The following is a 21,210-nucleotide window of genomic DNA, read 5'->3' as shown; positions in this document are numbered from 1 at the left end:
TACCCTAACGCGGTTGTTCCTGTTTGCTGCACGGGGACGTCGGTCTGGCTTGATTCCGTTCTGGTGGTCTTTCCAAGGGGGGAGGATCGACCGGGGGGGGGGTTATGTCAAAAAAGTATTCCGCCCGGGAGCTTCTGCTCCCCGGTGCGCTTGCAGCACTATGTGCGCTCGGGGTCTTTACCGACCTCGCGGGCGCGTCATCTCAGGAGATTCGCAGCCTCTTCGGCAGCGTCCACGGCGCGGCGTACGTCGTCGCGAAAGTGCTGTGCTCGCTGCCCTCCCGCGACGAGGCACTCGTCACCGTGCTCTTCGCTGCCCTGCTGTTCGCGCCGTTGCGCGCGGTGCACGGCGTGAGCGATTCGTCCGCGCGGCGTGCCGGCGGGCGCGCGGCGTGGGTCGTGGCCGCGCTCTTCGCAGCCGCCATGCTCTTCGGCCGGAGTTTCGACGAGGTGGGGTCGAGCGCCTACGTCACCGGCGGCATCGCGGAGGCGCTCCGGTCGGCCATATTCTTCCTGGGCTGGCTCGTGCTGGCGCATGCCGGCATCTGCCTGCTGTTTTCCTGGCTCGATTGCGCACGGGGGAGCGTTGCAGCCGCCCGGGGGAGCGCTGTGTCCGCGCCGCCCGCGCCGGCTCAGGCCGGCCGTCGCGGCATATGCGCCCGCGCCCGCGCCGCCCTCGACCGGCATCCCTTCGCCGTTCCCGCGGCCGTGCTCGCCGTGGCCTGGCTGCCGGTGCTCATCGGGTACGCGCCCGCGCTCTTCATGTGGGACACGAACACCCAGATTCTCCAATGGTTCGGCCTGCCCAACCATATCAGCGAATCGGTCGAGCTCATCGACCCCGCCGTCCTCCTCACCCAGCACCATCCGCCACTGCACACCGCGATGGTCGGTCTCTGCGTGCAGGCTGGGATGGCGCTCTTCGGCAACGAGAACGCGGGCATCTTCCTCTACGCCCTGCTCCAATGGGCTCTCGACATCGCCGCCATCGCGTGGGCGCTCCGCCTGCTCGCGCTCATGGGCGTCCGCTCGCGCGTGCGCCTCGTCGTGCTCGCGTTCATCGCGCTCGTCCCGGCGTTCTCGAACTACAGCGTGATCGTGACGAAGGACGTGCCCTTCGCGGCCGTCCTGCTCGTGTTCGCGATGGAGCTCGCGTACCTCGTGTGGCGTGCGCGGTCGCGTGCCGGGCAGCCGGACGGGCAGCCAGGGAACCCGGCGGACGCGCGACCCGCGCCCGCAAGCCCGCCCGCGCGCCGCGCCGCACCGTCCCCGTCGTCCTTCGCGCTCCCGCCCCATCACGTCACGCTGCTTTTGCTCTCCGCCCTCGGCACGGCGCTGCTGCGGAGCGGCATGCTCGTGACGGTCGCGCTCGCGTGTCTGGTGGCGCTGGTGCTGGTGCGGAGGCAGCTGGGCGCGCGGCGCTACCCGGCGGTCGCCCTCTTGGTCGCGGTGCTCGTGTCGCTCGCGCTCTCGAATGTGGTCTACCCGGCGCTCGGCATCTCGCCCTCGAGCAAGCGCGAGGTGCTCTCGATCCCCTTCCAGCAGGTCGCTCGCTTCATGCGCGACCACCCCGGAAGCGTCTCGGCCGAGGAGTTCCGCACGGTCGACGCCGTGCTCGACGCGAACGAGCTCGCCGCCATCTACACCCCCTCGAAGTCCGATCCCGTGAAGGCGACCTTCCGCGAGGACGCCACGCCGGAGGATCTCGCCCGGTTCATGCGGCTTTGGGCGCAGTGGTTCGCCGAGGAGCCCGGCTGCTTCCTCGAGGCGCTCGCCGAGAACTACTACGGGTACTTCTACGCGGGGAGGGCGATGGTCTGGAGCTACACGCCCGCCTCCAGCGCGGAGGTGATGGCGAGCACCGAGGTTGATTGGTTCAGCTCGGGCATCGCACCCTACTTCGATTTCGCCCCCGCGGAGAACCCCGTCTCGCGCGTCCTGAGCGGCGCGTGCGAGGGGTACCGCCTGCTCTTCCAGAGCATCCCCTTCACCACGCTCACCATGCAGGCGGCGCTCTACGACTGGGTGCTCGCGCTCGCGACGGTCTACGCCGCGACGCGCCGGGTGCGCCCGCTCGCCCCGGTGCTCGCCGCCGCGTGGGTGGTACTCGCGGTGGCGCTCGTGGGGCCGTGCAACGCGACGACCTATTTCCGCTACGCGTACCCGGTGGCGTTCCTCGCGCCGTTCATGTGCGCGCTGCTGTTCACCCGAAGCAACAAGGAGGCCATCGATGCCTGAATGTGCTGACAACCTCGCCGCGGCCACCGGGGGCTCCGCTGCCTGCCCGCGCGTCGCAGTGCTCATACCCTGCTATAACGAGGCCGTCACCATCGGTAAGGTCGTGGACGATTTCCGCCGCGTGCTGCCCGATGCCGCGATCTGGGTCTACGATAACAACTCAACGGACGACACCGCGCGCATCGCCCGCGAGCACGGCGCGCTCGTGCGCTTCGAGCCGCGCCAGGGCAAGGGCGTGACGGTGCGCCAGATGCTGCGCGACATCGACGCGGACTGCTACCTGCTCGTGGACGGCGACGACACGTACCCCGCTGAGGCCGCGCCCGCGCTCATCGGGCCCGTGCTCGCTGGCGAGGCGGACATGACCGTGGGCGACCGCCTCTCGAACGGCAGCTACGCGCACGAGAACGACCGCGCCTTCCACGGCTTCGGCAACGATCTGGTGCGCTGGCTCATCCGCCTCATCTACGGCTACGGGTTCCACGACGTCATGAGCGGCTACCGCGCGTTCAGCCGGGTGTTCGCCCGCAGCTTCCCCGTGGTGTCGCGCGGGTTCCAGCTCGAATGCGAGATCTCGATCCACGCGGTCGACATGGACTGGCGCATCCGCGAGGTGCCCATCACCTACCGCGACCGCCCCGCGGGCTCGACGTCGAAGCTCTCGACGGTCTCGGACGGCCTGCGCGTGCTCATGGCCATCGGCGCGCTGTTCAAGGACTGCCATCCGTTCAAGTTCTTCTCACTCGCCGCGCTCGTGTTCATCGTGCTCGGCATCGCCGTGGGCTTCCCGGTGGTAGCCGAGTTCGCCGCCACGGGATACGTCTCGAAGCTGCCGTCGGCCGTGCTCGCCACGGGGCTCGTCTTCTGCGGCGCGCTCTCGTTCTGCACGGGCTGCATCCTGGACACGGTGGCGAAGAACCGGCGCAAGCAGTGGGAGCTCGAGGTCTACCGCATCGAGGACGAGGGGCGGCGCGGTCGCTGACCGGTTGCGGCGCGGGCGAACGGGGGCGCGAGGGGTGTGCGAGGGCGGGTATTTTGCCGCCGGAGGCGCGTGTCGGGAAGTTCGAGCGCCGATACTGTGTGGGATTTTGAAACGGGCGAGTAGACAAGGCCCACACCCCTCAAAATCCTGCGGTTTTGTTGGCGCTCAGGCGTCGCTACTCGAGGTGTCGCGATTTCCACACAGTATCGAGGCCCGAACCCCCGCGCCACGCGCCTCCGGCCCGGTTCCCTCGTGCGCAGCGGCAGCGTACGGCCGCGCGACCCCGCCCCGCGCCGCGCCGCCGCCACATCGCTCGTGCTTGGAGCGGGAAATGCGGGTATACTTCGTGCAGTCAACGCAACGAATACGAGCCCGCCGCGCGCCGTGCGGGCGTGAAGGGAATCCTCATGGCAGTGAATGAAGACCTCTTGAAGCAGGTGCTCGAGCAGATTCGCCCGAACCTGCAGGCCGATGGCGGCGACATGGAGTACGTGGGCGTCGATGATGACGGCGTCGTCTCGCTCGAGCTGCTCGGCCACTGCGCCGGCTGCCCCATGAGCCAGCTCACCCTCTCCATGGGAATCGAGCGCATCCTGAAGGAGCACGTCCCCGGCGTGACCCGCGTCGTGGCGGTGAACGAGCTGGGCGGCGACAGCATGTCCGACCTGTTCGACGAGTACACCCCGTTCTAACGGCCCGTCTGCTAACGAGACCCCATGCTCACGGAACTCTATCAAAGCCTCGACCCCGTCGCGCTCTCGGTGGGTCCCATCACCATCTATTGGTACGGCATCGCCTACGTGGTGGGCGCGCTCATCTGCGGCGTCATGATGTGGCGCACGCAGCGGCGCTGGGGGCTCAACATCTCCCAGGACGACCTCATGATGGTCGTGTTCGGCGCGGTGATCGGCCTCGTGGTGGGCGCGCGCCTGTTCTACGTCGTCTTTTACGGCGACGGGTACTACTGGGAGCACCCGCTCGAGATCTTCATGACGAACCACGGCGGCATGAGCTTCCACGGCGGGCTCGTGGGCGGGCTGCTCGGCGGCTACATCGTGTGCCGCATCTACAGGCTCTCCGCGTGGACGATGGCCGACCTCGCGATCATCGGGGTGCCCATCGCGCTCTGCCTGGGGCGCTGCGCGAACTTCGTGAACGGCGAGCTGTGGGGCAAGCCGACCGACCTGCCCTGGGGCGTGGTCTTCGGCGGCGCGGCGGGCGACATCCCGCGGCATCCATCGCAGCTCTACGAGGCCTTCCTCGAGGGTATCGTGCTCTTCGCGGTGCTCTACGTGCTGAGCCGCCGCAAGCCGCCGCTGCCGCAGGGCGCCTACCTGGGCGTCTTCGTGCTCGGGTACGGCATCGTGCGCTTCCTCGTGGAGTTCGTGCGCGTGCCGGACGCGCAGCTGGGCTACATCTTCGGCGGCGTCATCACCATGGGCCAGCTGCTGTCGCTACCGCTCATCTTCATCGGCGCGGGGCTCATCGCCTACGCCCTGCATGCCAAGCGCCCGCAGCGCGACTATGTGCAGTAGCATGTAAAATTACCCCAGCGACTTTTTCATGTAAAATTACCCCAGCGACTTTTTTACATGCCACGCCGAAAAAAGCTATTGAGCTGGAGGGCTGTCAACGCATGTAAAAAAGTCACTGGGGTAATTTTACATGCCGCAACGAAGGAGCCTTCGAGCTGAAGCGCCACCAAAGCATGTAAAAATACCCCTGGGGTAATTTTGCATGCCCGCGGCGCTCTCCGTAGTTCTCGTGTAAGACGGCCGACTGGTATGGCGCGAGCGTACCATGGTCATGGAACAGCATCCCGGTTTCTTCCGCAAAGGAGCAACGATGAAATACTTCGGCACCGACGGCTTCCGCGGTGAGGCGAACGTCGGCCTCACGGTCGACCACGCGTTCAAGATCGGCAAGTTCGTGGGCTGGTACTACGGCCTGCGCCAGGGCCGCAAGGCCAAGGCGGTCATCGGCAAGGACACGCGGCGCTCGAGCTACATGTACGAGAACGCCCTGGTCGCCGGCCTCGTGTCGAGCGGCGCGGACGCGTACGTGCTGCGCGTGACCACCACGCCGTCGGTGAGCTACGTGGTGCGCCACGGCGATTTCGACTGCGGCATCATGATCACCGCGAGCCACAACCCCTACTGCGACAACGGCATCAAGCTCATCGACTCGGGCGGCTACAAGATGAACCCGGAGGTGCTCCAGAAGGTCGAGGACTACATCGACGGCAAGATCGACGTGCCGCTCGCCACGGGTGAGCACATCGGCCGCGCGGTGGACTACGTGGAGGGGCGCAACCGCTACATCGCCTCGCTCATCGGCTCCGCGAAGTTCTCGCTCAAGGGCTACCGCATCGCGCTCGACTGCGCGAACGGCGCCTCCACGCCCGTCGCGCCCGGCGTGTTCAACGCGCTCGGCGCCGAGGTGCACGTGATTTCGGACGAGCCGGACGGCTTCAACATCAACAAGGGCTGCGGCTCCACGCACATCGAGCGCCTGCAGGCGTACGTGCGCGAGGAGGGGCTCGACGTGGGCTTCGCCTTCGACGGCGACGCGGACCGCTGCATCGCGGTGGACGAGTACGGCAACGTGTGCGACGGCGACACCATCATGTACGTGTGCGGCGCGCACCTGGCCCGCCAGGGCAAGCTCGCCGGCAACACCGTCGTCGCGACCGTCATGAGCAACCTCGGCCTGTTCAAGGCCCTCGATAAGCTGGGCATTTCCTACGAGAAAACCGATGTGGGCGACAAGTACGTGAGCGCGTGCATGACCGAGCACGGCTACTCGCTCGGCGGCGAGCAGAGCGGCCACATCATCTTCTCCGAGTACAGCGCCACGGGCGACGGCGTGAACACGAGCCTGCGCATCATGCAGACCATGATCGAGACGGGCAAGACCCTCGCCGAGCTGGCCGAGCCGCTCACCATCTACCCGCAGCTGCTCAAGAACGTGCGCGTCGAGGACAAGCACGCCGTCATGGAGAACGAGGCCGTGAAGGCCGCGGCGGAAAGCGTCGAGGCGGCGCTCGAGGGCGACGGCCGCGCGCTCATCCGCGCGAGCGGTACCGAGCCGCTCGTGCGCGTGATGGTCGAGGCGCCCACCATGGAGCAGTGCGAGCACTACGTGGACGAGGTCGTGCGCGTCATCGAGTCCCTGTAGCGGCGGCGACCGGGCGGGCTGGTCTTTTTTCGCGCGGCGGAGGGCGACCTTCGCGGCCGCGGGCGGTATGCTGTAGGTGCTGTCGTTCAAGGGGGAACCATGTCAGATACCAAGCCCACGATGCTCACCTATATCGAGCAGACGCCGGAGCAGCTCAAGCGCAACGTCGAGCGCGCCGAGGAGCTGACGGGCGCGCTCGTCGACCTGTACGTCCAGAGGCCGCGCCATGCCATCTGGATCGTGGCCTGCGGCTCGAGCTTCAACGGTGCCCTGTGCGCGCGCTACTTCATGATGAGGTACCTCAAGCGCGAGGTGAAGATCGTGCCGCCCGCCACGTTCATCTTCGGCGAGCACGACCTGCATGAGGACGACTTCGTGTTCGTGATCTCGCAGAGCGGCTGCTCTACGAACTCGATCCAGGCGCTCGACCTGCTCCGCGAGCTCGGCATCACGGCGATCGGCCTCACGGGCAACGTCGCGTCCGACTTCAAAGACCATGCCGACCTCGTGGTCGATTACGGCGTGGGCGAGGAGACGGTCGGCTACGTCACGAAGGGCGTGGCCACGCTCGCGCAGTTCCTGATGCTCTTCGCCATCGAGGCCGGCGTGCGCACCGGCACCGTCACGCCCGAGCAGCGCGCCGCACTCCTGGACGAGATGGCGGATGCGCCGCGCCGCCACGAGGCCGTCCAGCAGGCGACCTGGGATCTCTACCGCCGCCACATCGCGGACTTCACCTCGATGACCGTGGTGAACCACGTCGGCTTCCTCCAGGCCTACGGCATCGCCAGCGAGGGCGCGCTCAAGTTCGGCGAGACGATCCAGATCCCGAGTTTCGCGTACGAGGGCGAGGAGTGGATCCACGGCCCGAACCTGCAGCTCACGCCCAGCTACACGGTGGTGTGCGTCGACGACTTCGGCCCCGGCTCCGAGCGCGCCGTCGACATCTACCTGGCCGCGCGCACGGTGACCGACCATGCGTTCATCATCTCGAACTCCGACCGCGTGGACGACGACCACGCCGTCCGCCTGCCGTTCGACATCGCCGAGCCGCTCATGATGCCGCTCTACGTGCTGCCGTTCTACCAGATCATCGCGCACCAGGCGACGACCGACCTGCATCGCTGGGAGAAGCATCCGCTGTTCGAGGAGCGCTTCCGCAAGGCGATCAGCACGAAGACGGACGCGATCGACACGATCATGCCCAACTAGGTGAAGCCCGGCGCGGGCGAGCCGGCCCGGCGGGTTTCTATCATTTTTACGAGCTCTGTACCGGCGAGCTGCGACGGTATATCATATTGTCGTTTATGGGAACGTGGGCTGATGCGGCGGGACGCTCCGCTGCCGGCCAGAAGCACATAGAAGGGGTCTCGCATGTCCGGACATTCTAAATGGGCAACAACCAAGCATCGCAAGGGCGCGCAGGACGCGAAGCGCTCGGCGCTCTTCTCGAAGCTCAGCCGTAACATCACCGTCGCCGCCCGCCTGGGCAACGACCCGAATCCCGACAACAACGCGTCGCTCGCCGCCGCGGTCGCGAAGGCCAAGGCGCAGTCCATGCCGAAGGACAAGATCAAGAGCGCCATCGACAAGGCGTTCGGCGCCGGCGCCGATGCCGCCGTGTACGAGAACATCGTCTACGAGGGCTACGGCCCGGCGGGCGTGGCCGTGTACGTCGAGTGCCTCACCGACAACCGCAACCGCACCGCGGCCGACGTGCGCTCCGCCTTCAGCCACTCCGGCGGCAGCCTGGGCACCACCGGCTCCGTGTCCTTCCAGTTCGAGCGCAAGGGCCAGATTGTCGTGGCCAAGCAGATTGTCGACCCGAACGACAAGAAGGAGAACCTCATGGCCAACGGCGCTGCCGGCGATGAGGAGGAGTTCATGATGGCCGTGGCCGAGGCCGGCGGCGAGGACTACGAGGACGCCGGCGAGGAGTGGGTCGTGTGGACGAACCCCACCGAGCTCATGGCCGTCTCCAAGGGCCTCGAGGAGCAGGGCATCGAGGTCAAGGGCTCGGAGCTCACCATGGTTCCCACCACGCCGACGGCCGTCTCCGCCGCCGACGCCAAGAAGGTGCAGCGCCTCATCGACCGCCTCGAGGAGCTCGATGACGTGCAGGACGTGTACCACACCATGGACATGACCGACGAGGTGCTCGCCGCCCTCGAGGAGGAGTAGCGTCCGGCACGAGCCGGCGTGTTGCCGAACATTCGCTTTTGGAAGGAGCTCGCACCTGCGGGCTCCTTTTTTCGTGCGCAGCGGGTGCGGCCGCTGTTGCCCCGCTGCTGCGGCGGAAGCATGGCGAAACCCGGGCAGGCGGGCTGGTTTTCGTTATGCCGGGCTCGGGCGGAACATATGGCGAACTCCTTAAGCCGTCCGCGCGGGGCGCCCGCACCGCTGCGCGCGCCGTATAATCTTGCAGAAGCACGCGTCGGCGGCGCTGCGCGCTTGCGGCGCGCGGTGCGGACGCGCGTGGGACGAGGCAAGGAAGGCGAGGAGGCGAGGATGCGGCTGTTCAAGAAATGCTGCGCGGTGCTCTACCTGGTCGCCGCCGTCGTGGTGGCGGGCGGGTTCGCGGCGCAGGAGTTCGGCAACCCGGGCCTCCGCCTGCGCGTGGGGCAGCTGCTCGATCATCCCGCGGGGCGCATCTCCCTCGTCATCTCGCTCGCGATCCTGGCCCTCGGCACGCTCATCGTGGTGGCCCGGGCGCTCCTCGAGCGCCGTCCGCCCGCGAGCGTCCACCCCGCCGGCAACCCGCACATCGAGGTCAGGCTCGCCGCGGTCTCGTCCGTGGCGCGCGCGGCGGTATCCGGCGAGGACGTGCTCATCGAGCGCGTGCGGAGCCGCGTTGCCGGGCACGATGCGTCCCAGGTGCGCATCGCGCTCGAGCTCATCGCCTTCACCGACATCGGCCTCGAGAGCCTGGGCAAGCACATCCAGCTGCGGGTCCAGGAGGCGTGCGAGCGCATGCTCGGCGTTCCCGGCGTGACCGTGCAGGTCACGTTCCTTCCCAGCACGACGACAACGGTGACCAAGGAGGTTCCCCGTGAGCAAGCATAGCGGGAGCGGATCGGCTCCGAAGTTGACCATCGAGCAAGACGACCAGCAGGCGCCCGACGCCGTCGTGGACGAGGCGACCGCTGAGCAGGCCGCTTCGGGCGAAGCATCCGGCGGCGCGTCCACCAAGCGCGGCCGCCGCAAGAAGCGCCTGGACCACGAGGACCTCGAGGAGGCGGTCGGCTTCATCCAGGGGCTCGGCGCCGCCGCGTGGGCGTACGCGCGGAGCCATCCCTACACGGTGGGGTACGGCTTCACGGGGTTCGTGCTCGCGGTCCTCGTGCTCACCATCGGCCTGTGGAGCACCATCATCATTGCGGTCTTCGTGGTGGTGGGCGCCATGATCGGCCAGATCCGCGACGGCGACAACGGCATCGTGAACTTCTTCAGCGGGCTCATCGGCAGCCGCCGTTCCTAGGCCCACCACGCAACCCGGTAACGAAAGGGGATAGACCATGGCAAAGGCAAGCGACAAGCCCATGTCCGAGACAGTCGAGGTCGTGCAGGATGCAGCGCCGGCGGCGACCGAGGTCGCGCCGGAGACGGACGCCGCGGAGGCCGCGCAGGGCGACGCGGCTGAGCCCGCTGCGACCGACGCGCCCGTGCCCGCCGACGGCTCCGACGCGGACGAGGCGTACGACGACGAGCCCGAGACCGACGACTCGCTCACCTATTCCAACGGCGTGATCGAGAAGATTGTCGCCATGGCCACGCGCGAGGTGCCGCACGTGCTGGGCATGAAGGGCAACATCGTCCACTTCTTCCAGGAGCAGCTCGGCGCGGAGAACCTCACCAAGGGTGTGACGGTCGAGGTCACCGACGACAACCGCATGATCATCAACATCTCGGTCATCATCGAGTACGGCTGCTACGCGCCGGACATCTTCGAGGATGTGAAGGAGCGCGTGACGGCGCGCCTGGACGAGATGACCGGGCTCGAGGTCGCGGGCATCAACCTGCGCATCGAGGACGTCCTGACGCGCGAGGAGTACGAGGCGAGCCGCAAGAAGCTCATCGACAACCTCAAGCACGACGACGCAGACGAAGCGTAAGATCTAACTGCGGGATGTAAAATTACCCCGATGTAAAATAACCCCAGGGGTTTTTTAACATGACCGTCGAGCCAGGTAGCAGAACAACCCCAGGGGTCATGTTAAAAAACCCCTGGGGTAATTTTACATCCCGCGGCTCCCCCTTGCGTTTCGGCTTGATTGCGGGCTTGCCACGCCGCGCGCACGCTGCTACGCTAAAGCACATGAATAGCGCCGTTGCACATATCGCGATGATGATGGTCATGGAGATGCCCTCGCCCGGGCACTTTGCCATGCCGCGCTTCCGTCGCGCGCATGGGGAGACCGGGCGCCTTCGTTAAGTCGTCCCCGGCGGGGGACGGCTCGCCTTCCTTCCAGACCAGAACATCGAGCGGAGCTTTCCCGTGATCGAAATCCAACATCTCACCAAGACCTTCAGCACGGCTGCCGGCCAGGCGCACGCGCTCGACGACGTGTCGCTCACCATCGAGGACGGCGACATCATGGGCGTCATCGGCATGAGCGGCGCCGGCAAGTCGACGCTCGTGCGGTGCATCAACCTGCTGGAGCATCCCACGTCGGGCAAGATCGTCGTCGACGGCCAGGACGTGACCGGCCTCACCGGCGCGGCGCTGCGCGCGTACCGCCGCCGCGTGGCCATGATCTTCCAGAACTTCGGCCTGCTCGCGCAGAAGACCGTGCTTGACAACGTGTGCTTCCCCTACAAGGCGGCATCCGGTCGCGTGACGGCCGAGAACCGCAAGCGCGCGCTCGAGCTGCTCGAGATGGTCGGTCTGGCCGAGAAGGCATCGTCGTATCCGTCCCAGCTCTCGGGCGGCCAGCAGCAGCGCGTGGCCATCGCCCGCGCGCTCGCCTGTGACCCGGAGTACATCCTGTGCGACGAGGCCACGAGCGCGCTCGACCCGGCGAGCACGAACTCGGTGCTCAAGCTGCTGCGCGACATCAACCGCACCACGGGCGTGACGATCATCGTGATCACGCACGCCATGGGCGTGGTCGAGAAGATCTGCCGCAACGTGGCCGTGCTCGAGCACGGGCGCGTGGTGGAGCAGGGGAGCGTGGCGGACGTGTTCGCCGCGCCGCAGAGCCAGGCGGCCAAGGTGCTGCTCGAAAGGGTTGATTGGGATGCCTAGCGTCGTGACCGAATTCATCGAGGAGTACGGCGAGCTGCTCGGCCAGGGCGTCGTCGACACCCTCGTCATGCTCATCGTCTCCACCGCCATCGCGTACGTGATCGGCACGGTGCTCGGCGTGGTGCTCTACCTCACCGCTCCGGGGTCGCTGCGCCCCATGCGCGCGCTCAACGCGGTGCTCGGCTGGGTGGTGAACATCGGCCGGTCGCTGCCGTTCATCATCCTGCTCATCTCGATCATGCCGTTTACCGACGCCCTCGTGGGCACCACCTCGGGCGTGCGCGGCGTCATCCCGCCACTCGTGGTCTCGACGGCGCCGTTCGTGGCGCGCATGATCGAGCAGTCGCTCGCCGAGGTTCCGCGTGCGAGCGTCGAGGCGGCCGAGGCCTGCGGCGCGAGCATCCCGCGCGTCGTGATCTCGGCGCTTTTGCCCGAGGCGCTGCCGTCCATCGTGCGCGGCGTGTCCATCACGCTCATCGCGGAGCTCGGTTATACGGCCATCGCGGGCGCGGTGGGCGCGGGCGGCCTGGGCGACATCGCCATCCGCTACGGTTATTACCGCTATGAGGACGAGGTGATGATCGTCACCGTGGTGCTGCTCATCGTACTCGTCCAGATCATCCAGAGCGCGTGCGATTTCATCGCGCGCAAGATCGACCATCGTTCGCAGGCCGAGGCGTAAGGGCTGTGCCCGAGGCCCGCGGCTTGCCTGTCCCGTAACCAACCATCCCGCGCGGGGCCGTCCCGCCGGGAACCGAACAAAAGAGGAGTTCATCATGTCCCAGGTATTCATTTCCCGTCGTTCCGTCCTTGCCGGCGCCGCCGCACTCGCGGCGACCGCCTCGCTCGCTGCATGCAGCGGCGGCTCCGATGCCGGTGAGGGTTCCGCCGCTGCCGCCACGCAGACGCTCACCGTGGGCGCGAGCCCGAGCCCGCACGCGGTGATCCTCAACGACTATGCGGCGCCGCTGCTGGCCGAGCAGGGCATCGAGCTCGAGGTGAAGGAGTACACCGACTACATCCTTCCCAACAAGGACACCTCGAACGGCACGGTGGACGCGAACTACTTCCAGCACATCAACTACCTCAACAACTACAACGAGGAGAACGGCACCGACCTCGTGAACGTGGGCGAGATCCACTTCGAGCCCATGGGCGTGTTCGCGGGCAACTCGGACGACATCGAGAACGTCGCCGACGGCGCCACCTTCGCCGTGCCGAACGATCCCACCAACGAGGGACGCGCACTGCTGCTCCTGCAGGACCTGGGTCTCATCACGCTCGCCGATGACGCCGGCATCACCGCGACGCCGAACGACATTGTGGATAACCCCAAAAACTTGCAGTTCTCCGAACAAGATGCCGCAGCGGTCGCCCGCACGCTGGGCGATGTGGACTTCGGGGTCATCAACGGCAACTACGCCATCGACGCCGGCCTCAAGCTCGAGGACGCCGTGGCGCAGGAGGACGCGAACTCCGACATCATTCAGAACGAGTACGCGAACGTCATCGTGACGACGCCCGAGCTCGAGGACGACGAGCGCATCGTCGCGCTCGTGGGTGTGCTGCAGACCGATGAGTTCAAGCAGTACCTCGCCGACACCTTCGGCGACGCCGTCCAGGCCGCTTTCTAATGGGTTGATTGGGGACGTGTTCCTTTCAACCCCTTTTTGCTAGCTGAACGCGCGCAGGAGCGCGGCGAGGCGCCGATTCCCCAGGTGATCCCCGGGAATCGGCGCCTCGTTTCTTATATGGGTCATTTGGGGACGTGTTCCTTTCAACCCCTTTCGCTCAAAAAAGGGGTTGAAAGGAACACGTCCCCAACCAACCCATATGGGATCAGTACCGTCCTTGGAGGGCGTACCAGCCGTTGCGCTCGCTCACCTCGAGCGGCACGCCGAAGAGCTCGCTCATCGCGTCGCTCGTGAGCAGCTCCTCCTTGGGGCCGTCGGCGAAGATCCGCGCGTCCTTGATGAGCAGCACGCGCTCGATTGCGGGGATGATGTCCTCGGGGTAGTGCGTCACGAGCACCACGGATCGGCCCTCGGCGGCAAGCAGGCTCATGGTACTCCGCACGTGGTACATGCCCTCCGGGTCGAGGCCGGTGCACGGCTCGTCGAAGATGAGGACGCGCGGGTCGCTCATGAGCTCGCGCGCCACGAGCACGCGCCGCACCTGGCCGGTGGAGAGCGTCATGACGTCGCGGTCCGCGAGGTCGGCGATGCCCAGCCGCTCGAGGGCATCGAGGGCCTGTGCGCGCTGGGTGGGCGTCGCCTCCACGTGGTTCGGCAGCCCCAGCGTGCCGAAGATGCCGCCGCACACGATGTCGCTCACGGGCAGGTGCACGCGTACCTGGTCGTGCATGGTGGCCGAAACGATGCCGAGCGCCTGCTTGATGTCCGTGAGGAGCGGCCGCGCCTGCCCGCGGAAGCGCACGGGCGGCTCGTCGCGGTGCAGGGGGAAGATCTCGCGCGTGAGCAGCTGGATGAACGTCGACTTGCCCGCGCCGTTGGGGCCGAGGAGCGCCACGTGCTCGCCTTCGGCCAAGTCGAACCGGTCGACGGAGAGGATCGTGCGCCCGGCGCGCACCACCTGCGCGTCGCGGAGCGAGAACAGCGGCGGGGCGGGCGTGGCGGATGAGACGGTATCGGGCATGGGGGCCTCGCTTCTACACGGATGATGCTCTGGTGTCGAACGCCATGTTACCACCCTGGGAGCGGCCGGGCTGGCGCTCCGCGCCCGAACACCGCGGTGATACCATGGTGACTCATACCAGAGTATCACCGCAGCCCAGATGCCCGTACGGAAAGGATCGCCCATGCCCGACATGCTCACCCTCAACGCCTTCGAGTTGGCGTCCGAGAAGGTCAAGGAGGTCACGCAGAAGACCGAGCTCGTGGAGAGCCCGTATTTCAGCCAGGCGACGGGCAACCGGGTGTTCCTCAAACCGGAGAACATGCAGCGCACGGGCGCGTACAAGGTGCGCGGCGCGTACTTCAAGATCTCGACGCTTTCGGCCGAGGAGCTCGACCGCGGCCTCATCACCGCGAGCGCGGGCAACCACGCGCAGGGCGTGGCTTACGCGGCGAGCCGCGCGGGCGCGCGCTCCATCGTGGTCATGCCCACCACGACGCCGCTCATCAAGGTGGAGCGCACGAAGGGCTACGGTGCGGAGGTCGTGCTGCACGGCGACGTGTACGACGAGGCCTGCGACTACGCCCTCGAGCTCGCCGCGGAGCACGGCTACACCTTCGTCCACCCGTTCAACGACCCCGTGCTCGCCACGGGGCAGGGCACCATCGCGATGGAGATCGTGCAGGAGCTGCCGCTCGTGGATACGATCCTCGTGCCCGTGGGCGGTGGCGGCCTGGCCTGCGGCGTGTCGACCTTCGCGAAGCTCTACAACCCCAAGATCCGCGTGATCGGCGTGGAGCCCGCGGGCGCGCCGAGCCTCACGGCCGCGCTCGAGGCCGGGCACCCCGTGCGCCTGCCCGCGGCGAACACCATCGCCGACGGCACCGCCGTGCTCGAGGTGGGCGACCGCGTCTTCCCGTACCTGCGCGAGAACCTCGATGACGTCATCACCGTGCCGGACGAGGAGCTCATCGTGGCCTTCCTCGACATGGTGGAGAACCACAAGATGATCGTCGAGAACTCCGGGCTGCTCACGGTGGCGGCGCTCAAGCACCTGCCGGCCGAGAACCGGCGCGTGGCGGCGATCCTCTCCGGCGGCAACATGGACGTCATCACCATGAGTTCGGTGGTGCAGCACGGCCTCATCATGCGCGACCGCATCTTCACGGTGAGCGTGCTTCTGCCCGACCGCCCGGGCATGCTCGTGCGCGTGGCGCAGGTGATCGCCGAGCAGAACGGCAACGTCATCAAGCTCGAGCACAACCAGTTCGTGAGCACCAACCGCAACGCCGCCGTGGAGCTGCGCGTGACCATCGAGGCGTACGGCACCGAGCACAAGGAGCAGATCGTGGGCGCGCTCGAGGCGGCGGGGCTCTCGCCGAGCATCGTGCAGACGTCGCTCTAGGCGCAGGGCAGCGCGGGCGCGGGATGGGTATAAGCGACCCGACGACGAAGGGAGACCCATGCCGTACCTGTTCGAATATGTGGAACGCGAGCTCGCGACGTTCGACCAGAAGCCGTTCGGGCCGGTCGACGCGGCGGTGCTTTCGCAGGCGTGCATGATCGACGGCGCGCGCGTGGTGCCCGAGCCGCCCACGCGCCCGGCGCTGCTCGACCGCGTGCTCGCCCGGCTTGCGCCCGACGCGCGCGGGGTGACGTTCGCCGAGCTCGCGCGGACGGAGTTCTTCGACGGCATGTTCACCGGGCTCGTGCCGGGCGACATCCAGCGGCTGCTTTTGCTGCTCGCGGCGAGTCCGCGCTACCGCAACCTGCGCATCCACGGGTACCAGGCGGTGTTCGACGAGGCCGTGCCCACGCAGTTCGCGGCGATGACGTTCAGCTGGAAGCGCGCGTTCTCGTTTGTGGGGTTCCGCGGCACGGACATCTCGGCGACCGGCTGGCGCGAGAACTTCGACATGGCCTATGAGGACGAGGTGCCGTCGCAGAGGCTTGCGCGGGAGTACCTGGAGCGCATGATGCCGCGGCTGAGCGGCGCGGTGCACGTGGGCGGCCATTCCAAGGGCGGGAACCTCGCGCTCTACGCGGCGCTCACGTGCCACGAGGACGTGCGCGAGCGTATCGAGCTCGTGTGGTGCCTCGATGCGCCGGGGTTCCGCGCGGGACGGTTCGGGACGGAGGCGTACGCGCACCTGGGCTGGCATGCGGACGCGGGCGGCGCGGGCGCGGGTGACGCTGCGGCGGCCGGAGCCGGGGTGCAGGGCGCGTGCAAGATCGAGCGGTTCGTGCCGCAGGATTCCATCGTGGGCATGCTGCTCGAGTGCCCGGTGCAGCCGCGCGTCGTGCGCAGCAGCGCGCAGGGGGCGATGCAGCACTCCCTGTTCAGCTGGGAGATAGCGGAGGATCGCGACGACTTCGTCACCGTCGAGCATCTGGGCGAAGGATCGCGGGCGCTCCATGACATCCTGATGGAATGGCTCGCCAGCATGGATCCTGAGCGCTGCGCGAAGGTGGTGGACGCGCTCTTCGCGGCGCTCGGCGCAAGCGGTGCGCGCGATGCCCGGGACGTGTTCCTCGGCGGGAAGCCGTTCCCGCAGCTCGTGAGCGATGCCATGCGGAACCTGGACGAGGGCTCGCGTGCCGTGCTCGGGGCTGCCCTCGGCGAGCTCGCCGCCATCACCGCCCGCCGCGTCGGCCGCGACCTCGCCGCCGCGGTGTTTGGCGGGTGAGCGACGGGTGCGTGGCGCCCGGATTTGCCCCCGGCGAGACGTTCGAGCCTCGATACTGTGTGGGATTTTGAATCCTCCGAGTAGACCCCTTGTTGCGTCCTGCGAATCCTGCGGTTTTGTTCGCCGAATCACCCGGCTACTCGGCGAGTCCGCAATCCCACACAGTATCGAGGCTCGAACGTTTGCGTGAGGCTGCAAGCGCGTTCTTAGCGGTCGGCGGAATGGCTCGCCCCGACCCTCAGGTACAATGGGAGGGCAACGACGGGAGGGGATTCCATGGGCCATCATCGCGCGCGGGCGCTGTTCAGACGGTTGAGCAGGCGGTTGGCGCTTCCTTCAATGCTCATGGGTCTCGTGGTCTTCTCGTTCACCCTGTTGTTCTTCGGCGCTGCGGTCTACACCGCGACGCTGCCGTCCCTCGTCCAGGATGCGGTGGACGGCGACGGCGCCTACGCCCAGATCGCGAGCGGGTCGCTGCTCGAAGCGCTCGTGGGGTCTGGCGGCAATCAGGATGCGTCAAACGCCGCGGTGGATGGCTCCACCTCGGGCGCGGGGCGTGTGACGTCGTCCGGCCGCGTGCTCGGCGGTGTCAGCGGAATCACGGGCGGCGCGAGCTCATCGGAGATGGCTGGCGAGGACGCGCAAAGCGATCCATCGACCAATTCTGGCGCCTCCAATGACGAGAGCACCACCCCGGGCGATGACGCCGATGAGCGTCCCGGCGATGATGATTCCAGCGGGAACACTCCGGGCGGCGATGAGGAAGAGCCCTCCGACCCCGTCCAGGAGCAGGCGGATTACGAGTATCTGCTGGTGGAATTCCAGGCAATCGATGGCCAGGGCGGCTACATCGACCAGATCAACGATTGCACGGCCGCGGTTGAACAGGACGCGCTTGCATCAACGGAGATTCGTTCCCGGCATCGGTACCGCACCCTGGCGCTCGAGGCGGAGCTCACCAACCGCTATACCGCGAACATGAACTACCTGGCCAAGGTCTCGAAGCGATACAAGGATGCGCTGGTCAATCTCGTAGCCATGTATCGCTGCCTTGCCATGTATGTGTCGACTCTCAACGAGGTATGGGTGAGCAACCTCTCGTTCGAGGATCCTTCGCAGCATGTGGATGAATTCATGAAGCCGCTCGAAGACGCCAAGATCAACGGCGAGAACGCTGCCCTTGCGGAATTCCAGTCGTACTACGACAGGTTCGTGCTATGAGTCGGGACGAGCATGCCCTGATGAGGGAGCCGGGAGAACCAGACAGCAGCATGGCGGGGCGGAGCGCAACGGACCTGGCGCGCGAGGCGGGCGCGAAGCCCTTGCGCTTGGTGCGCCTGGACGAATTCGAGCCGGCGGTGCCTCTGGCAGACCATGAGCGGGCGGCGTACCTGCGCAGGTTCTGCACGCTCTTCGTGGACGATGAGCGCACGCGCAGCGGCGGGCTCGGATGCGTCGCGTTCGCGCGGAACGCCCTGGGCGAATCGCTCGCGCTCAAGACCATGTTGCGGCCTGCGAGCGGTGAAGCTGTCGAAGCAGCCGAGGATGAGGATTCCTCCGAGCAGCGCGCGGCGGCTCGCCGTCAAGCGTTTCGCCGTGAATACGAGGAGCATCGGGCGCTCAACGGCATCAAGGGCGTGCCGCGGCTCTTCGGCTACGGGAGCGTCGACGGCGCGCCGGCGATCATCATGGAGTGGATCGAGGGAGAGACCCTCGGCCAGGTTGCGCGCCAGCTCGCGGTCGATGGTACGCGCCGGATGTCGACGCTCACGGTGGCGCGGCTGGGGCGCGACCTCTTTGACGTCCTCGCGCGCTTCGATGCGCTGGACGAGGGCTTCGTGCACCGCGATATCTCGCCTTCGAACGTGATGCTCCGGACCTCCCACCTCTCGGCGGAGCGGCAGGAGGAAGAGGGGGCGTTCGACCTGTGCCTCGTGGACTTCGGCTCCGCGACGGCGTCGCCGCAGGGCGCGCGCGGCTCGTTCACCCATGCGATGGGAACCGTGCGGTTCGCCACGCCCGACTATGCCCCGCCCGAGATGCTCACGAACGACATCGCGGGCGTCGCGGCACTTCGAACATCGGCCGCGGTGGATGTCTACGCGGCGGCGAGCGTGTTGTTCGAGCTGGCGACGGGTTCGGTGCCCTTCGACCTTGCCGCCGCCGATGCGACGGCGTCGGCGGGCGCGGACGCGGACGGCAGCGATGTGGAGCCCACGCGGCAGATACGTGACGGGCAGAGCGGCTCCGCTTCCCCGTACCTCATCAAGAGCACCGCCGCGCCGCGCCCGTTCGTCGGCGCGCACGAGGCCGCGCCGTCGATCGTCGAGGTTCTGGCGCATGAGCAGGACGTCGCCGTCACCGCGGCGAAGGCGTTGCTCGACTTCGGCATGGAGCCCGACGAGCAGGCGCTGCGTGCGGCGCTCGTGCTGGTGGACGGCCAGCTTGCCGACATGCTGCGCGCCTGTCTCTCGTCCAAGCAGTCGGACCGCCCGTCCGCGGCGGCGATGCGCGACGGCCTCGCGGCGTTTTGCGACCAGTACGGCCAGAACGTCGCGCGGGCGCTGCGCGGCAGCCCGCTCATCCCGTGCTGGGGCACCGCGTCGTGGCTCGACTCGGCCTCCCCGTTCGCGCTGCGCCGCGTCGTGCGGTCGGCGGGCAAGGCGGTCGCCGCAGGCGTGTTGGTGGTGGTCGCACTGGCGACGGGGCTTCTGCTCGACGGCGCGCAGGCACAGGTCGTGGCCGGTGCCGCCTCGTTTCCTGTGACGCTCAGCGGTATCGCGGTGGCGTGCGCGCTCTTCGTCCCCGCGCTCTGTGCCCGCGTGGCGAGCGGGTCGGCGCGCGCGACGCGTTCCGGCTTTCTGCGGGGTACCTGCGCTTTGCTCGTAGCTACGGCGGTGCTCCTGATGGGTATAGGATTGTTGGATTTCGAATCCTCCCGGCGCGCGCTCGGCCTGTACGCCGCGGTGTTCGCCGTGGGCGCGGCGGCGTGGTGCCCGATCGTCCTCGACTACGCCATGGCGGTCGTGCCGGCGCTGCTCGCCGAGCGCCACCGCATGCTTCGCGCGGCGGCCGAGCACCCGGAGCTGCGCGACCGCGCCGCCCACGAACTCACGGAGGGGGAATGATGGTATTGAGGCAACCAGAGCTCACGCCCTGCGGCGTGCTCTTTGACGTGTTCAAGCGCCGGGGCGGCATCAGCCACAAGGAGCTCGCCGGGCTCATCCTGTCCGACCGCCCGCTTTCCGATGGCAGAAGCGCCTCGAGCCGCGCGGCCGACCGCACGTGGCTCTCGCATTTCATCGTCCATGCGCCGGTGGGATCGCTGCAACCCGCGTACTTCCGCGACTGGGGGCTTTCGGCGCAGCGGATCATGAGCAGGCTCCGGCAGTACGGGCCGCGCAGCATGACGTTCGAGAAGATCATCGACCTTGTGTGCGGCGAGGGCAGCGATGCCATGTGCGCGGCGCTCGCTGCCTGCTATCAGAACGTCACGCTCTATCGCAACGCGGTGACGCGGTTCTCCAAGGGGCAGGGCCATACGACGGGCGAGCGCGCGGAGGCGCTACTCGTGCTGTTCGTGGCGGTGGGGTGCTCCGGCCAGGTGCAGGTTGCGGTTGATTACGCTTGCTCGTACGTGGAGAAGAACCTGGGCGGACGCATGGGGACGCCGGAATCTGCCATGGTGGACGATGCGGTGGCGGGCGCGGGCGCGGCGGCGCGCGATGGCGAGGAGCCGCGGCCGCTCGGGCTCGTGCGCGTTCGCGACGGATACCTCTCCGGTAATATCCACTGGATTGACCCGTTCGGCGCGGGCGCGGTCATCGGCGCGATGGCCACCGGCGCGGGCGATATCGCGGAGGTGGACGAGGATGTGTCCGCCGAGCATGCGCGCGTGGGCTGGGACGCGGAGCGCGGCGGCTGGACCGTGTGCGACCTGGGCTCGACGAACGGCACGGTGCTCGTGAGCGGCGCGGATGGCGAGCGCGTGCAGCTCGAGGCGCGCCAGGCGGTCGAGCTGTACCCGGGAGACGAGATCACCCTGGGCGCCTCGACCACCTTCGTCGCCATGGAGTAAGCGCGCCATCGCGTCAGTGAGTCAATGGGGACGGGTTCAAATGTGAACTGCACCCCAAAACTTGGACGCGTTAAATCATAACCGCTAAGCGGCCTCGCGGAGGGCCAGCTCCCGGAACTCCGCCGGGGTCAGGCCCTTCAGCTTGACCTGCCGCCTCACGTGGTTCCAGT

The 21,210-nt window shown here is 67.5% G+C and carries 20 protein-coding genes; 18 read left to right on the top strand and 2 right to left on the bottom strand.

All coding sequences use genetic code 11. From position 1 onward, the window contains the following. Window positions 1-104: 104 nt before the first annotated feature. The 13 genes from B5G02_RS07335 to B5G02_RS07275 all read left to right on the top strand — a co-directional run bounded on the left by B5G02_RS07335 (window position 105) and on the right by B5G02_RS07275 (window position 13,275). The gene (locus B5G02_RS07335; RefSeq protein WP_094335759.1) at window positions 105-2,237 is read left to right on the top strand and encodes a DUF6020 family protein; all 2,133 of its coding nucleotides are present in this window, start codon (window positions 105-107) and stop codon (window positions 2,235-2,237) included. Continuing rightward, complete coding sequence (locus B5G02_RS07330; protein ID WP_094335758.1) at window positions 2,230-3,219, top strand: glycosyltransferase; 990 nt, start codon at window positions 2,230-2,232, stop codon at window positions 3,217-3,219. Before B5G02_RS07335 ends, B5G02_RS07330 begins: the two co-directional genes overlap by 8 nt. 407 nt (window positions 3,220-3,626) lie before the next feature. Beyond that, window positions 3,627-3,911 carry a NifU family protein gene (locus B5G02_RS07325; protein ID WP_094335757.1) on the top strand — a complete coding sequence of 95 codons (285 nt, stop codon included), beginning with the start codon at window positions 3,627-3,629 and terminating at the stop codon, window positions 3,909-3,911. Between the two features lie 24 nt (window positions 3,912-3,935). Then, a complete protein-coding gene (gene lgt, locus B5G02_RS07320; protein ID WP_094335756.1) occupies window positions 3,936-4,754 on the top strand; it encodes a prolipoprotein diacylglyceryl transferase in 819 nt (272 codons plus the stop codon). Between the two features lie 310 nt (window positions 4,755-5,064). Beyond that, window positions 5,065-6,396, top strand: coding sequence for a phosphoglucosamine mutase (gene glmM, locus B5G02_RS07315; RefSeq protein WP_094335755.1), 1,332 nt, complete (start codon window positions 5,065-5,067; stop codon window positions 6,394-6,396). 99 nt (window positions 6,397-6,495) lie between these two features. Beyond that, window positions 6,496-7,608, top strand: coding sequence for an SIS domain-containing protein (locus B5G02_RS07310; RefSeq protein ID WP_094335754.1), 1,113 nt, complete (start codon window positions 6,496-6,498; stop codon window positions 7,606-7,608). Between the two features lie 162 nt (window positions 7,609-7,770). Next, on the top strand, window positions 7,771-8,577 hold the full coding sequence (locus B5G02_RS07305; RefSeq protein ID WP_019239831.1) for a YebC/PmpR family DNA-binding transcriptional regulator: 807 nt from the start codon (window positions 7,771-7,773) through the stop codon (window positions 8,575-8,577). A 327-nt stretch (window positions 8,578-8,904) separates the two neighbouring features. Next, a complete protein-coding gene (locus B5G02_RS07300) occupies window positions 8,905-9,459 on the top strand; it encodes a hypothetical protein (RefSeq protein ID WP_094335753.1) in 555 nt (184 codons plus the stop codon). After that, on the top strand, window positions 9,446-9,874 hold the full coding sequence (locus tag B5G02_RS07295) for a DUF2273 domain-containing protein (RefSeq protein ID WP_094335752.1): 429 nt from the start codon (window positions 9,446-9,448) through the stop codon (window positions 9,872-9,874). Before B5G02_RS07300 ends, B5G02_RS07295 begins: the two co-directional genes overlap by 14 nt. A gap of 37 nt (window positions 9,875-9,911) precedes the next feature. Further along, the gene (locus tag B5G02_RS07290; RefSeq protein WP_094335751.1) at window positions 9,912-10,508 is read left to right on the top strand and encodes an Asp23/Gls24 family envelope stress response protein; all 597 of its coding nucleotides are present in this window, start codon (window positions 9,912-9,914) and stop codon (window positions 10,506-10,508) included. Window positions 10,509-10,891: 383 nt separating this feature from the next. After that, window positions 10,892-11,641, top strand: coding sequence for a methionine ABC transporter ATP-binding protein (locus tag B5G02_RS07285; RefSeq protein ID WP_094335750.1), 750 nt, complete (start codon window positions 10,892-10,894; stop codon window positions 11,639-11,641). Beyond that, on the top strand, window positions 11,634-12,323 hold the full coding sequence (locus B5G02_RS07280) for a methionine ABC transporter permease (protein ID WP_019239826.1): 690 nt from the start codon (window positions 11,634-11,636) through the stop codon (window positions 12,321-12,323). The genes B5G02_RS07285 and B5G02_RS07280 overlap by 8 nt, the downstream gene beginning before the upstream one ends. Before the next feature lie 94 nt (window positions 12,324-12,417). Continuing rightward, window positions 12,418-13,275, top strand: coding sequence for a MetQ/NlpA family ABC transporter substrate-binding protein (locus tag B5G02_RS07275; RefSeq protein ID WP_094335749.1), 858 nt, complete (start codon window positions 12,418-12,420; stop codon window positions 13,273-13,275). 205 nt (window positions 13,276-13,480) lie between these two features. On the opposite strand, the gene B5G02_RS07270 is transcribed toward B5G02_RS07275, so the two are convergent. Continuing rightward, window positions 13,481-14,296, bottom strand: coding sequence for an ABC transporter ATP-binding protein (locus B5G02_RS07270; RefSeq protein WP_094335748.1), 816 nt, complete (start codon window positions 14,294-14,296; stop codon window positions 13,481-13,483). Window positions 14,297-14,459: 163 nt separating this feature from the next. Here B5G02_RS07270 and ilvA point away from each other — a divergent pair, with 163 nt between their 5' ends. The 5 genes from ilvA (at window position 14,460) to B5G02_RS07245 (ending at window position 21,040) form a co-directional block, all read left to right on the top strand. Then, on the top strand, window positions 14,460-15,680 hold the full coding sequence (gene ilvA, locus B5G02_RS07265) for a threonine ammonia-lyase (RefSeq protein ID WP_094335747.1): 1,221 nt from the start codon (window positions 14,460-14,462) through the stop codon (window positions 15,678-15,680). 58 nt (window positions 15,681-15,738) lie between these two features. Further along, entirely contained in the window at window positions 15,739-16,962 is a 1,224-nt protein-coding gene (locus B5G02_RS07260; protein ID WP_094335746.1) for an Mbeg1-like protein, read from the top strand. A gap of 324 nt (window positions 16,963-17,286) precedes the next feature. Continuing rightward, window positions 17,287-18,183: a hypothetical protein gene (locus B5G02_RS07255; RefSeq protein WP_143758293.1), complete on the top strand. Its 897-nt coding sequence runs from the start codon at window positions 17,287-17,289 to the stop codon at window positions 18,181-18,183. A gap of 20 nt (window positions 18,184-18,203) precedes the next feature. After that, window positions 18,204-20,090 carry a protein kinase domain-containing protein gene (locus tag B5G02_RS07250; RefSeq protein WP_143758292.1) on the top strand — a complete coding sequence of 629 codons (1,887 nt, stop codon included), beginning with the start codon at window positions 18,204-18,206 and terminating at the stop codon, window positions 20,088-20,090. Next, window positions 20,087-21,040, top strand: a complete 954-nt coding sequence (locus B5G02_RS07245; RefSeq protein ID WP_094335743.1) for an FHA domain-containing protein — start codon at window positions 20,087-20,089, stop codon at window positions 21,038-21,040. Before B5G02_RS07250 ends, B5G02_RS07245 begins: the two co-directional genes overlap by 4 nt. Window positions 21,041-21,124: 84 nt before the next feature. Here B5G02_RS07245 and B5G02_RS10325 read toward each other — a convergent pair. Further along, the coding region (locus tag B5G02_RS10325) for an IS3 family transposase (protein ID WP_428843242.1) at window positions 21,125-21,210 on the bottom strand (86 nt) is incomplete at its 5' end.

Source organism: [Collinsella] massiliensis, from assembly GCF_002161605.1.
In the GTDB taxonomy this organism is placed as follows: domain Bacteria; phylum Actinomycetota; class Coriobacteriia; order Coriobacteriales; family Coriobacteriaceae; genus Enorma.
Note: the sequence above shows the minus strand (reverse complement) of the source record. Positions and strands in the feature narration are given on the sequence as shown.